This window comes from Dyadobacter crusticola DSM 16708, assembly GCF_000701505.1.
Lineage (GTDB): Bacteria > Bacteroidota > Bacteroidia > Cytophagales > Spirosomataceae > Dyadobacter > Dyadobacter crusticola.
In genome coordinates, this window is sequence record NZ_JNJB01000011.1 from 94910 (window position 1) to 108851 (window position 13942).

Annotated in this window: 8 protein-coding genes; 4 read left to right on the plus strand and 4 right to left on the minus strand. The window is 46.8% G+C overall.

Translation table 11 applies throughout. The features are described 5' to 3' along the window. Positions 1-173: 173 nt before the first annotated feature. From gatA to Q369_RS0115125, 3 genes are all read right to left on the minus strand, one after another. Positions 174-1616 carry an Asp-tRNA(Asn)/Glu-tRNA(Gln) amidotransferase subunit GatA gene (gene gatA / locus Q369_RS0115115; protein WP_031528638.1) on the minus strand — a complete coding sequence of 481 codons (1443 nt, stop codon included), beginning with the start codon at positions 1614-1616 and terminating at the stop codon, positions 174-176. A gap of 95 nt (positions 1617-1711) precedes the next feature. Continuing rightward, complete coding sequence (locus Q369_RS0115120) at positions 1712-1912, minus strand: Sec-independent protein translocase subunit TatA/TatB (RefSeq protein WP_031528639.1); 201 nt, start codon at positions 1910-1912, stop codon at positions 1712-1714. Positions 1913-1981: 69 nt separating this feature from the next. Continuing rightward, a complete protein-coding gene (locus Q369_RS0115125) occupies positions 1982-2398 on the minus strand; it encodes a YkvA family protein (RefSeq protein ID WP_035333546.1) in 417 nt (138 codons plus the stop codon). Between the two features lie 208 nt (positions 2399-2606). Between Q369_RS0115125 and mdh the strand changes: the two genes are divergently transcribed. Then, on the plus strand, positions 2607-3533 hold the full coding sequence (gene mdh, locus Q369_RS0115130) for a malate dehydrogenase (protein ID WP_031528641.1): 927 nt from the start codon (positions 2607-2609) through the stop codon (positions 3531-3533). A gap of 97 nt (positions 3534-3630) precedes the next feature. Beyond that, on the plus strand, positions 3631-6423 hold the full coding sequence (locus Q369_RS0115135; protein ID WP_031528642.1) for a TonB-dependent receptor: 2793 nt from the start codon (positions 3631-3633) through the stop codon (positions 6421-6423). Positions 6424-6483: 60 nt separating this feature from the next. Here the strand turns inward: Q369_RS0115135 and Q369_RS0115140 are convergent, their stop codons facing one another. After that, on the minus strand, positions 6484-7860 hold the full coding sequence (locus tag Q369_RS0115140) for a hypothetical protein (protein WP_031528643.1): 1377 nt from the start codon (positions 7858-7860) through the stop codon (positions 6484-6486). Between the two features lie 113 nt (positions 7861-7973). On the opposite strand from Q369_RS0115140, the gene Q369_RS0115145 reads away from it, so the two are divergent. Both Q369_RS0115145 and Q369_RS0115150 read left to right on the plus strand, forming a co-directional pair. Beyond that, positions 7974-10727, plus strand: a complete 2754-nt coding sequence (locus Q369_RS0115145) for a triple tyrosine motif-containing protein (protein ID WP_229206850.1) — start codon at positions 7974-7976, stop codon at positions 10725-10727. A gap of 168 nt (positions 10728-10895) precedes the next feature. Further along, on the plus strand, positions 10896-13931 hold the full coding sequence (locus tag Q369_RS0115150; RefSeq protein ID WP_031528645.1) for a SusC/RagA family TonB-linked outer membrane protein: 3036 nt from the start codon (positions 10896-10898) through the stop codon (positions 13929-13931). Positions 13932-13942: the final 11 nt, after the last annotated feature.

The following is a 13942-nucleotide window of genomic DNA, read 5'->3' on the forward strand; positions in this document are numbered from 1 at the left end:
TCGCAATAATCTCTAATACATTTATCATTAAACACACAAAGAATCTTCGTCAGAATAACTTTTGGATAACCGCATGCAATTCTGGCACGATAATTTACTTTAAACTTTGGGTCAAATACAGTTCAAGCTCAATAAGCAGGGTCAAAAAATATCAAACCCCTTGATCCGTATTATTATGCTTCGGCAACCTTTTGATTCAGCTTGACAAGGTAGTCAGCAAACGCCAGCATTTTTTCCTCGCCAAAATAAGGAGCCATTATTTGAATTCCAATTGGCATTCCGTTCGCATCTGCTCCATTTGGAATTGCGATAGCAGGATTACCAACCACATTCGCCTGCACAGTGAAGATATCCGCAAGATACATTTGTAAAGGATCTTCTGTCTTTTCACCAATTGTAAAGGCTGTTGTAGGTGTGACGGGTGAAATCAGGAAATCAAATTGTTCAAAGAACCGGTTTGTTTCCTCCCGCACCAATCTTCTAACGCGTTGCGCTTTGGTATAGTATGCGTCGTAGTAATTTGCACTCAAAACAAAAGTACCCAGTAAAATCCGCCTGCGAACTTCCGCTCCAAATGCTTCTGTCCTGGTCTTTTTATACATTGATTCCAGATCAACGGACTCAGGACTCCTGTAACCATATCTTACACCGTCAAAACGCGACAAGTTAGAACTTGCCTCAGCTGTTGTCAGGATATAATAAGTAGGCAACAGCGAATCGAGCAATTTCATCTCCACCGGAACTACCTCGTGGCCTTCTGCCCTGAGACGATCCAGCAAGTCCATTGTCTGCTGGCGAATAGCATAAGAAATAGCCTCGTTTTCAACAGAATCGCGTAGGTAACCGATTCTGGCTTTTTCCGTAAATTCTAATTCAGTTGAATAGGAAGGTACTTTCTGCGTGGAAACCGTGCTGTCAAAATCGTCAGCTCCCGCCATGATTTCGAGCAGCAATGCTGCATCCGAAACACTTTTGGTAATGGGCCCGATGCAATCGAAAGAAGATGCGTAGGCTATTAATCCGTACCTCGAAATCCTTCCGTAAGACGGCTTGACACCCACAACCCCGCAGAATGCAGCGGGCTGCCGCACCGACCCACCAGTATCGCTACCTAGTGAAGCGTGGCACAAACCTGCCTGAACTGCCACTGCCGAACCACCCGAAGAACCACCCGGCACTTTGGTATTGTCTGCTGCATTCAGCACCGGTCCGAAAGATGAATTTTCGTTGGAAGATCCCATTGCAAACTCATCGCAGTTCTGCCGGCCGATTACAATTGCGTCTTCATCGAGTAACCGCTGAACAGCAGTAGCTGTGAATGGCGCAACATAAGAATCGAGTATTTGGCTGGCAGCCTGTAAAGCGTGGCCTTTGTAGGAAAGTACGTCCTTTAATCCAATCACCATTCCGGCAAGCCTGCCTGCGGTACCGTTAGCAATTTTCTGATCAACGGTGGCGGCTTGTTCCCTTGCTTCGCTTGAATATACTTCAACGAAAGCGTTCAGATGGGAATTGGATTCAATCTTGTGTAAGTAATGCTCAACTAACTCGACGCAGGTCAGACCTCCTTTACGCAAATCTTCCTGAATTTCAGCTAGCGTCAGATACTCTTTCAATGTAAATTATTTGTGGGGTTGTAAATAAATAATCAGAGCCATTAAGGGATTAGCTTAAAGGCTCTGGTTATACCTTCTTCAATAAGATGGAAGCGTTATTTGGGGTCTTCCATGCTTTTTTCAATATTTTCCTTAACGTCTTTAGTAGCGTTTTTGAATTCATTGATACCCTGCCCCAAACCGCGCATCAACTCGGGAATTTTCTTCGCACCGAAGAAGAGTAAAACGAACAAGGCAACAAAAAATATCTCCTGTCCCCCCAATCCCATAAATGCCAAAACGGTTGCTGATTCCATATCTGTTTCTTTTATATTGTTTACAAAAATAAAAATTCTTTTCTACAGAAACTACTAAAAGGTTCTGTTTTATCCTATGTTAATCGAATTTCTCCGCTTTTCCCACTCACCAAATTTACTCACATCATCACTCAAAGTCTTCACCAGCCAAACCACTAAAGCTACATCGTCAGTTATACCTACAATAGGCAGAAAATCAGGGATCAGGTCAATGGGGGATACGAAATAAATTAGCACCGCCACGATTGAAAGCAGACTTTTCCAGGGCAAATTTCGGTATTCACCCGAAGCATAAGCCCGCACCATCCGGATCAGTAACTGAACATTCACGGCGAACTCGGCCAGGTTCTCCCGCACTCCTACGCGCTGCAGCTTGCTAACGACATCTTTCGCCAGTTCAAGCAGCTTACCCGAGTTACGTGCGTACCGGCCTGCTTTGCCTTTTGCTTTCCTGAAAAAAATCGACTGTAATATTTGTGTGACCATGGACTTGTTAATCATTATACAATGGCAGGAAAAAGTGGTTTTGAATGCCAATATAACTATCTAAATACGTAAAAAATTGCATTTTGGATCACTGCGGTTACTTTTCCGCCAAAAAATCACATTCCCCTTGGTATTAACAAATTATGTATCCTACTTTTAGGAAAAATTCAAAAAGCATTAGTTTCTATTCAATAAACCATATTTCCCTATGAAGATCACTGTTGTAGGCGCGGGCGCCGTTGGTGCAACTACTGCCGATAATATTATTCGTCGTGAGCTGGCAGAGGAGGTCGTTCTACTCGACATTAAAGAGGGCGTGAGTGAGGGTAAATCGCTTGATATCTATCAGACTGCCGCATTGCTGGGATTCAATACAAAACCAGTCGGCTCCACGAATGATTATGAAAAAACAAAAGGATCGGATGTAGTAGTAATCACGTCTGGCTTGCCCCGCAAACCCGGGATGACCAGGGAAGAACTGATCGGAATTAATGCCGGAATTGTAAAAGGAGTTACCGAAAATATTCTCAAATATTCACCCAAAGCGATCATCATCGTTGTATCCAATCCAATGGACACGATGACCTACCTGGCCCTGAAAGAATCGGGTATTCCCAAAAAGCGTCTGATAGGAATGGGCGGCGCATTGGACAGTGCGCGCTTCAAAACTTATCTCGCACTTGCAATGGACGTTTCGCCGCTCGATATCCACGGAATGGTAATCGGCGGTCACGGTGATACTACCATGATTCCATTGACGCGACTGGCTACTTACAACGGGATTCCGGTAAGCCGGTTCCTGTCTTCGGAGCAGCTTGAAAAAGTAGCCGCTGATACGATGGTTGGAGGCGCCACGCTCACAAAACTGATCGGTACCTCCGCTTGGTATGCACCAGGCGCGGCTACCATGCTTTTGGTTGAAAGTATCGTGCGTAACCAGAAACGCATTGTACCATGCAGCGTATATCTGAATGGAGAGTACGGGCAGAAAGATATTTGTATGGGAGTTCCTGTTGTTTTGGGTAGAAATGGATGGGAAAAAATCATCAATCTTCGTCTGAGTGACGCTGAAAAAGCTGCGTTTGAAAAGTCAGCAGAAGCCGTTCGTTCTATGAATGGCGCGCTAAGTCTCTAAATTTCTTAAATTGTATTAAGCAAGGCCGGCTGGATTCTCCAAGCCGGCTTTTTTGTTTTTAACAGTTCATCTCTCTTTAACCCTTTTACACACTTTTATGAAAACACTACTATTAGCTATGTTAATGATTATGAATGCGCTGTGTGCATTCCCGCAATCCATTAACGGGAAGGTTACTGATGAAAAAAGCGGATCCGGGCTTCCAGGGGTTTCCATTCTGATCCAGGGTACCAGCCACGGAACTGTTACTGATGCAGACGGAAAGTTCTCCTTGGCCGCCGAGCCAGGCACGTACAATCTGGCCGTTTCTTTCATCGGTTACACGACCAAAATAGTCCCCACCATTGTACAGGGCAATGCGCCTTCCCTGATCAACATCACGCTTACAGAATCATCTGAGGTACTAACCGAAATAGTAGTCACCGGCTCCCGAAGCGGCGGACGCTCGCGTATAGACTCCCCTGTTCCGGTAGATATTATCCCGGTATCGCAGATTACCAACAATGTAGGACAAGTCGATATCAATCAGATCCTGACCTACGTGGCGCCTTCGTTTCAGTCTTCCCGGCAGACTATCTCTGACGGTTCCGACCATATTGACCCCGCACAGCTCCGCGGACTCGGGCCCGATCAGGTGCTGGTTTTGGTAAATGGTAAACGCAGACACCAATCGTCGCTCGTGAATGTAAATGGTACCGTCAACCGCGGGACAGTGGGTACCGACCTTAATGCGATTCCTGCAACTGCAGTGGATAAAATAGAAATTCTACGAGACGGAGCAGCTGCCCAGTACGGTTCGGATGCAATTGCGGGGGTTATCAACATTATATTAAAATCAAAAACAGGGTTGAGCGGAAATGTTTCTTACGGGCAGAACCTGACAAAGTATGACAAGAATTATGTGCTCAACAATGGAAAAGAAGGAACAGTGAATGTGTCCGACGGAGGTACTGCGCAAGTCGGGTTGAACTATGGATTGAAGATCGGCGAGAGAGGTTTCCTGAACATAACGGGAGAATTTGTGAACCGGGAGGCGACCAACCGTACCGGCACCTACACTGGTCAGATCTTCCCGGCAGTAGACGGCGCCATTGTTGATGAGCAGCTGCTTACGCAAAAAGGCCTGACGAGGAACGATTTCGATATGCGGATCGGGAATTCGAAAGTGCAGGGCGGCGGCGTAGTCTTGAATGCGAACATACCAGTGTCACCGGCCATGGAGATATATGCATTTGGAGGCTACAACAACAAAAAAGGCAATGCGGCAGGTTTTTACCGGTACCCTAACTCCATTCCCGCCGCAGTAAGAACAGGAGTACTCGCATTGTATCCGAATGGATTTCTGCCGGAGATCAACAGCAATGTGAATGATATTTCGGCAGCTGCCGGTTTGCGCGGAAAATTAGGTCAGTGGCGGTTTGATCTGAGTAACACTTTTGGCAAAAACAACTTTGACTATACCATCTCCAATTCTATCAACTACACACAGATCAACACGGCGACGATGATCCAGCGCGAGTTCAATGCCGGAGGGAATGGATTTTCCCAGAATACGATCAATCTGGATTTGAACAGAAAGTTGGAGGTTCTTTCGGGACTCAATGTAGGAGTCGGCGCCGAGCAGCGGACTGACAAATACACAATCACTGCGGGAGAAGAAGCTTCTTACAAAAACTATGATGTAGCTGCCGGAGTAGCGGCCGGGGCTCAGGTATTTTCAGGGTTCTTTCCTCAGAATGCAGGATCTCACTCGCGGAGCAGCGTTGCAGGCTATATAGACCTTGAACAAGACCTTACGAAAAAGTGGGTACTCAGTGCAGCCCTGCGCTTCGAGCATTATTCTGACTTTGGAAATACATTGAACTACAAGTTTGCTACACGTTACAAGATTACAGACGGAATTGCATTCAGGGCTTCGGCGAGCACGGGGTTCAGGGCTCCCTCTTTGCAGCAGCGATATTATGCCAAGACCAATACCCTTTTCGTTACGCAAAACGGCCAGCAGGTAGCGCAGGAAAGCGGCACCTTTACAAACGACAGTCGTCCCGCAGCTATTCTGGGTATCCCAAAACTGAAACAGGAAACCTCGCAAAGCTTTACAGTAGGAACAACCATTCAGGTTTCAAATGCATTGGAGCTCACTGTAGATGCATACCAGATTGACATTGACAACCGCATTGTACTCACCAATAACTTCAATGACGGCGGGAATGCAGATTTAAAGGCACAGCTTGCGGCAGCAAATGCAACTACTGCCAATTTCTTTTCCAATGCGGTAAATACTCGTTCCAGAGGAGTTGAGGGCGTACTTTCCTACCATACCAAATTCTCAGGTAATCAATCTTTGAAGGCTGTGCTGGCGGGTACTTTCATTCAAAATGAAGTAAAGAAAGGCGCTGACGGAAAACCTGTTATTCATGCGTCCGATATCCTGATCCAGACAAAACAGGTAAACACTTACTTCAACCGGGAAGATCAAAGCAGGTTTGAAGTGGCCAGTCCGAAGAACAAACAAAGCCTGACAGTCAATTACAATGCGGGAAAACTGGGCATTATGTTACGCGCCGTGCGCTTTGGCGAGGTTACTTACCTGGATCCAACCATAGACCCGAACAAGCCTGACTCCTGGCCTGTAAATGCATTGACAGGAAAGAAAGAAACGCTGGATCAAACGTTTGGCGCGAAAGTAGTTACTGATATCGCAGTGAATTACAACCTGACCAGGGGAATCAATCTGTCGGTGGGAGCGAATAATGTATTTGATGTGTACCAGGACAAACACACGCATTCAGGTAATGTGAGCCTTGGACGGTTTGTGTATTCGCGGCGCGTCCAGCAAATGGGTGTTAATGGAAGGTATATTTTTGCGAGACTCAATTTCAACTTTTGACAAATAAAAAAGAGCGGACGAAGCCATGCTGCTCCGCCTGCTCTTTTCCTTAGCTCTATGTTATATTGAAACCTGGTACTGCAAAGTCACAGCCCCGCGCCGGCCGCTTGCTTCCAGCTCATTGACAACATTGCTGTTGCGGTAAATGGGCCTGTTCTCATAGTTGAGCGACATTTTGCCGTTGTGTCCTTTGATCAGCCAGTTTAGCCCAACATTGAAAACACTCATTCCGTCACGAAGGCGTTCATAATCTGCATATTGCAGCGAAGCGTAAGGCATTAACGTACCATGACTGCCCAGTAATCCGTCTTTAAACTTAAACCCTGCCTGAGAATAGATCACACTGCCTGTTCCAAACATCGGATACGCATTTCCCTGGGTGCCGCTCGCACCGGAAATCGGCTGAGTAGTGCCGGTAGCAGGGTTCATAATTCCATTGTAGCGCAGGTAGCCTCTGCCGTAATCAGTATTAAAGTAACCTAAGTAGGCAGAAACAGCAGTACCTTTTACATTATCAACGGGCATATCCAGGTAAGCCGCCACCGACCACAGTGTCATATTGTGATACAGTGTGTCCGCACCTTCTCTTCTCCATGTTGCATTTTTACGGGCGTTGATACCGGCTTCGATGTTCAAAACCCGGCGTTTCCCGAGATAAGTACCTGCTAAGTACCCCGGGGTTGTGTTATCGTCGGTGTCAAAAATGTTGTAGATCAGCAATCCTTCAAACTGCTTATGATTGCCACGTTGTGAAAAGACTGCATTCTGATTAATTGCAGCCGGCGCTGACCCATTCGTTTCAACAGGGAAAGGATCTGCAACACCAACCCGGTAGTTTACCTTACCAATTTGTCCCCGGCTGTAAATAGCCAGCTTTCTGGCAAACTGGTCAGTTTGATCGACAGTCGCCTGCGCAAAAACAGGCACATCCATTGTCATGATAGAACCAATACCAGGTTGAGAAAACCGCGAGAATCCATTAACAATTGTCAACCCGCCCCCAAAACGAATGAAGCTCGTTCCTTTTCGCTGGATTTCATACTCGCCTAAAGCATCGTGAAAGAATGCAGCGACTTTCCTGTTGCTGGGCGTTCCGGCGTTATTATAGGCGGGGAAGGCACTTACCTTGTTGAAATTGTTCATTCCAAACTGGGTATAGAAGAAGATCCGGTCTGTGATTTGTCCGAACAGCTGCAAGCGGGTTCTGCGGAGCCCGATGTCGAATGTGTTTGTTTTTGGATCGCCAAGTACGGTAGTCCCGGGGTTACTTTCATTGAAACGGAACCATGCCTGATTCGTGAAAGTTACTTTTACATAATGTGAACCTGATTCGTTAAGATTGTACCGAATGTCAGTTCTGGTATTGTCGTCTGTTGGTTTTACCTGCGCCATTGCAACTGACGAGGTAAGCAAGAAAATAGAAAGTATTTTTTTCATTTGTTGACATGGATGTTTTTGCTAGCCTGAATCATAAGGCACGTTCGGGTAGTGCTATACTTGTTTTTTTGTGCATCTTCTCCCATGTTTTTGCCCAGGAAACACCGCCTTTGGTGAATTATTATTCTTCTGAATACAAAGCCCACAACCAAAACTGGGCGATCAGCCAGAGCTCCGACGGCATCATATATGCAGCCAATTCCGACGGTTTAATGGAGTATGACGGGGCAAGCTGGAAATTGTATCCCCTGCCCGACGGACAGATTGTGCGCGCAGTGCTTTGCGACGAAATTACCGTTGCGCCGCCACTTTCGGGCAAGACAAAGTTAAAACCTGTGCAGGAGCAACGCACTTACGTCGGTGGCTTTTCTGAATTTGGTTATTGGCTGCGAGCCGCTGACGGACAACTGAAATATCATTCACTCAGCAAAAAGGCCAATTTCAAAAGCCTCAAAACGGAGGAGATCTGGCATATTCTTAAAACGCCCAAATACATTTACTTTCAATCATTTGCCAAGATCTATCGGTACGACGGGCAAAAGCTTACGGAAATGCAGGCAGATGGTAATTTCATGTTCCTCCGCTATGTACACGATCGCGTGCTGGTGCCCGTTATCGATAAGGGAATTTATGAGTTAAAAGGAGAGAACTTTTCGCCGTTACCTGGAACAGAGACGCTCGCGACCTCGATAATCTCCTCCATTCTGCCGCTGCCCGGAAAGCGGATTCTCATCACTACTACAAAAAACGGTCTTTTCATCTGGCAAAACGGCGTACTATCTCCCTGGCAGATCCCCGTTTCAGAGGAATTGAAGCAAAACATCATCAACAAAGCTATCATACTCTCCCGGGACAGCAGCCTTGCGATCGGTACCATTCAGAATGGGGTTTATATCTTGAAGAAAAATGGTGAAGTCAGGTACCGGTTTAACAAAGAAACCGGTCTTCAAAACAACACTGTAATTGCGCTCAATGAGGATAACCACCAGAAGCTATGGATTGGAATGGATCAGGGAATCAGCCTGGTAGCTATGTCCTCTCCGGTTATTTCATATCAAACGAGTGACAATCCGCTTGGCTCCACTTACGCGGCGGCTATCTGGCGCGGTAAGCTTTACGTGGGTTCAAACAAGGGGGTTTTTGTTAAAAAATGGCTCTCGTCCGAACCCTTTCGAGCAGTTCCCGGACTCGAAGGACAGACGTGGATGCTGAAAGTGTTTGACGATCAGCTGCTTTGCGGCCACAATGACGCTACGTATAGTATTGAAGAGAATGGGATCAGAAAGGTTTCAAATATTACCGGGGGCTGGATTATGCTGCCGATAAAAAGCGGAAACGATACGTTGCTACTGCAAGGCGCATACAATGGGCTGCATACTTACAAAAAAAATACACAGAATCGCTGGACCTATGCATATCCTGTAAGAGGGGTACCCCCTACTCCGATCCGCCAGATTGTGGAGGATAAGAATGGGTTTTTCTGGCTCGCACATGCTTACAAGGGACTTTTCCTAAGCCAGCTAACGCCCCGCCTTGACTCTGCGCTGAAATGGCGGGAATTTAGGGCACCGGCGAACATACCCAGCGAGTTTTCAGTCGAGCTGTTTAACTGGCGGAACAAAATCCATATCAGATCCGCCAATACATTCTTGGAACCCGCAGGCCAGGAAAGTCTGAAAAGCAGCGCCGATTTCATGCCTGAAGAAGAACCATTTAAGGTTCGTACCGGCATTGGCGACGACTGGTTTAAGGTTTTCATGAACAGGGTTACCTTCTATTCCCCAGGCCAGAAACCCCGTGATCTGTCATTGAAATTGATCCGGAACAGCGAGACAATTATTCCGGTGACGAACACGCATTATTTCTTTTGTCTGGACAATGGATATGCGCTTTATGACAGATCATCAGATATTGATGCCGGCGCAACCGACTCTGCGCCCATTATCCGCAGAGTTGCGAACCTCCGCAATTTGTCAGAAACCTATTCAGTAAGCAACATTCCCCGTTTGCCCAGTAATGTACGCGCAATCCGCATTTCGTACTCAGTCCCCGAATATGGCCGTAACATTCAGTACAGGTATCGTTTGAAAGGCCTGACAGATCAATGGTCGGAATGGACGGACCAAAGCTTTGTTGAATTCACCAACCTGGAATCCGAGGATTATGTTTTCGAAGTCCGGAGCAGCCTCAATGACCTGGTCGCCTCCTACCGCTTCAGTGTTCAGCCGCTCTGGCGGGAGACCCTGCTGGCGAGAAGCTTATTCACCATTTTGATTGTAACCGCATTATTTGGCTTGATCTTTTACCAGGAGAAGCGCCTGGCGCGGCACCGCAGAAGGCTGATCGAAGAGCAGGAAGAGAAGCTGCGACAGCAGCGGCTTTCCAGCGAGCGGCAGATCATGCAGATCCAGAATGAGAAGCTGCAAAGTGAGATCCAGAGCAAGAGTCAGCAGCTGAGCAATGTTGCGATTAACGTGGTACGCAAAAATGAGATCCTGGAAGAGATAAGTAACGAGCTCAAACAGGTCAAAGCTGAGCTTGGGCACCAGCTGCCTAACATCCATTATCAGAAGCTGCTGCACAGTATCGAGCGCAATGTTGCAGGCAAGGATGACTGGGAGCTTTTTGAACAAAACTTTGACGAAGTACACGAACAATTCTTCAAGCGGCTCCGCCAGATATCTCCGACAATTTCACCATCCGAGCTCAGGCTTGCTGCCTGTTTACGCATGAATTTGTCCACCAAGGAAATGGCGCCTGTACTTGGGATTTCTATCCGTGGTGTGGAAATAAAGCGCTACCGCCTCCGCAAAAAACTAGGATTGAGCAACGACGACAATCTGGTACAGTTTATGATGGATGTTTGATCCGATTGGATTTATCCGCTACAAAGCCGCTTTTGTTTTTACAAACCTTGCATTATTCCCAGTGATGTAGTGGTGATGTAGTGCTTTTCTTGATTTCCCTCTCTCTTCGGATTTAAATTTGAAGTCAATTAATTCTTTTAATAGTTCAATCAACTTTATAGATACCAAATGAAAACTACTGTACGGTTACTGTACATGCTTGTTTTTCTGGCAATGGGAACTTCCTCTTTTGCCCAGGAAATAGATGTGACAGGAAAGGTAACATCCGCAGCAGACGCTTCGCCACTTCCGGGAGCAAGCGTGCTTATAAAGGGGACTACAACGGGCGTTCCTACTGATGCCGAGGGGAACTACGCAATCAGGGTTCCTTCGGGACAGGCGGTGCTGGTATTCTCAATGATCGGAATGACTGCTCAGGAAATTACAGTGGGCACGCAAACCGTCATCAACGTAGGACTTGAGGAGGATGCCAAGGCACTCAATGAAGTGGTCGTGGTAGGTTATGGCACCCAGCGGAAGCTCGATGTAACAGGCTCTGTGGTGCAGATTAAAGGTGAGGACATTTCAAGACAGCCTTCGATGAATGCGGTGAGCGGCTTGCAGGGAAAAGTAGCAGGTGTGCAGATCAACAACTCCGGAAAGCCCGGTGAAGCACCGCAGATCCGGATCAGAGGCGTAGGTACTGCCTATGGAAGCGCTAACCCGCTTTATGTGGTAGACGGTGTCTGGTTCGACGATATCAGCTTTCTGAACTCAGGCGATATCGAAAGTATGAACATCCTGAAAGATGCTTCCAGCCAATCCATTTACGGTGTGCGGGCAGCAAACGGGGTAGTTCTGATTACGACGAAAAAGGGTAAATCAGGCAAAGCGGTTGTGGACTACAACGGTTTTGTCGGTTTCCAGAAGGTAACGAATCAGGTCAAAATGGCGAATGCAAAAGAATACGCTACGATGGTCAACGAGCTGAGCAACATCAATGGCAAGGAAAATATCCTGGATCCAAACCAGTTCGGCGAAGGTACTGACTGGTACGATCAGATTTTGAGGACTGCCAAGATTACCAATCACCAGCTTTCTATCAGCGGCGGTGGCGAGAAATCGAGCTATAACTTCTCACTAGGTTACCTGGATCAGGATGGTGTTGTTCAGAAAAACAATTTCAAACGTTACACTGCGCGTCTTCAAAACGATTTTCAGGTGTTGAAGAGCTTGAAAGTGGGTTACACTGCAACAGGTTCTTTCAGTAAGTCGAAAGACGAAGCAGCTGGAATTTTCCGCGAGTTGTATACTGCTGCCCCGATTGTGCCTGTGTATAGAGAAGATGGTTCCTATGGTGATCCGAATGATTTTAATCTGGGCGACGCCAACAACTTTAACCCACAGGTTACCATTGACTACTACAATCAGAATACCAAGAAGACCTTATTGACAGGTAATGCGTACGCGGAGTTCTCCCCTATAACTGGTCTTACATTCAGAACAAGTTTAGGCGGCAGGTACTCGCAAGATGAAACCCGTTATTATAACCCGGAATATGTGGCGACTTTCAAGCAGCGTAATACCACGAGCTTGCTTAGATTTACCCGCCCACAAACGCGCTACTGGATTTTTGAAAATACTTTAACGTATACCAAAGAATTCGGACAGCATAGCTTCACTGCCCTGCTAGGTCAATCAGCGCAGCGTGACCAATTCTACGAGATGACTGCAAGTGCATTGAACGTTCCTTATAACAGTGAAGGCGACTTGTACCTCTCGCTGGGTAATGCAAATGGTCGCAATATCGAGGACAAAGGTGATCTGGGAACTTACGCTTCTTACTTCGGTCGGATAAACTACTCCTTTGGCGATCGTTACCTGCTCAATGCCTCACTTCGTGCTGACGGTTCTTCCAAATTTTATCAGGGAGGAAATGCATGGGGCTATTTCCCATCTATCGGAGCGGGCTGGGTGATCAGTAATGAAGGTTTTATGAAAGATCAGACTTTCTTCGATAACCTGAAACTGAGAGGTAGCTGGGGTAAAATAGGCAATGCATCTGTGCCTTCAAATCTGTCTACGCTTACGGTGGCAACTGGTGGTAATCTGGCGGCGATATTTGGTAACAACCTGGTGAACACTGGTGCCAGCATTAATACCATCATCCCTCCCACTACTTACTGGGAACGCGGCGTAGGTACTGACGTGGGTTTAGAAGCCGCTTTCCTGAAATCACGACTGACAGTTGAACTTGATTATTACATCAAGAAAACGGAAAGAGCAATCTTTGATATCCCTGTATTGGCCTCCATTGGTACACAATCAGGAAATATCGTGGGTAACCAGGCTGATTTCCAGAACAAGGGCTTTGAGTTTGCTTTGACCTGGAGAGACGAGATCGGCAAAGATCTTTCTTACAGCATCGGCTTCAATGGCGGCTTCAACGAGAACACGGTACTTGCAGTATCCAGTGGTGCTAATCCGATATATGACGGTGGCGTAGGACTTACCAGCGGCGCACGCGCAACCCGTACCCGGGTAGGCGATCCTATCGGTTCCTTTTACGGCTATGTGGTCGACGGGATTTTCCAAAATCAGGATGAAATCGCCAACTCAGCGCAGCCAACTGCTAAACCTGGTGATTTCCGGTACCGTGATATAACTGGCACCTCGGGCACGCCGGACGGGGCTATTACAGGTCTGGACAGACAGGTGATCGGCAATCCAAACCCCAAGTTCACCTACGGGATCAATACGAACTGGAACTATAAGAACCTGGATCTGATGCTTGACTTCCAAGGTGTTGCCGGGGTAGACATTTACAATGCAAACCTGGGCTGGCGCTATGGTAATGAGAACTTCACCAAGGATTTTTATGACAATCGCTGGCATGGAGAAGGAACTTCCAATACCTATCCTTCTGCTAACATTGGTGGTGGTGTAAACTACTCTCCTAGTACTTTCTATGTGCAGAGCGGAAATTATTTCAGGGTGCGGAATGCGCAGCTTGGTTACACAATGCCGCAATCATTTAACGAGAAACTTAAAATCCGGAAGCTGAGAATCTATGCGAATGCGCAGAATGCATTGAACTTTTTCAAATACAAAGGATTGTCGCCGGAAGTGAGAGCAGATGAGAACAAGCCGACACGGGCTGGAATCGACGCGAATGTGTATCCGCTATCGGCTACTTACAACTTCGGTATCAATGTTACTTTCTAATATCAGAATCA

What these genes read in the sequence shown, in the direction of transcription:
- Q369_RS0115120 (WP_031528639.1), bottom strand. Translation starts at nt 1,912, where the DNA reads ATGGAATCAGCAACCGTTTTGGCATTTATGGGATTGGGGGGACAGGAG.
- Q369_RS0115125 (WP_035333546.1), bottom strand. Translation starts at nt 2,398, where the DNA reads ATGGTCACACAAATATTACAGTCGATTTTTTTCAGGAAAGCAAAAGGC.
- mdh (WP_031528641.1), top strand. Translation starts at nt 2,607, where the DNA reads ATGAAGATCACTGTTGTAGGCGCGGGCGCCGTTGGTGCAACTACTGCC.
- Q369_RS0115135 (WP_031528642.1), top strand. Translation starts at nt 3,631, where the DNA reads ATGAAAACACTACTATTAGCTATGTTAATGATTATGAATGCGCTGTGT.
- Q369_RS0115140 (WP_031528643.1), bottom strand. Translation starts at nt 7,860, where the DNA reads ATGAAAAAAATACTTTCTATTTTCTTGCTTACCTCGTCAGTTGCAATG.
- Q369_RS0115150 (WP_031528645.1), top strand. Translation starts at nt 10,896, where the DNA reads ATGAAAACTACTGTACGGTTACTGTACATGCTTGTTTTTCTGGCAATG.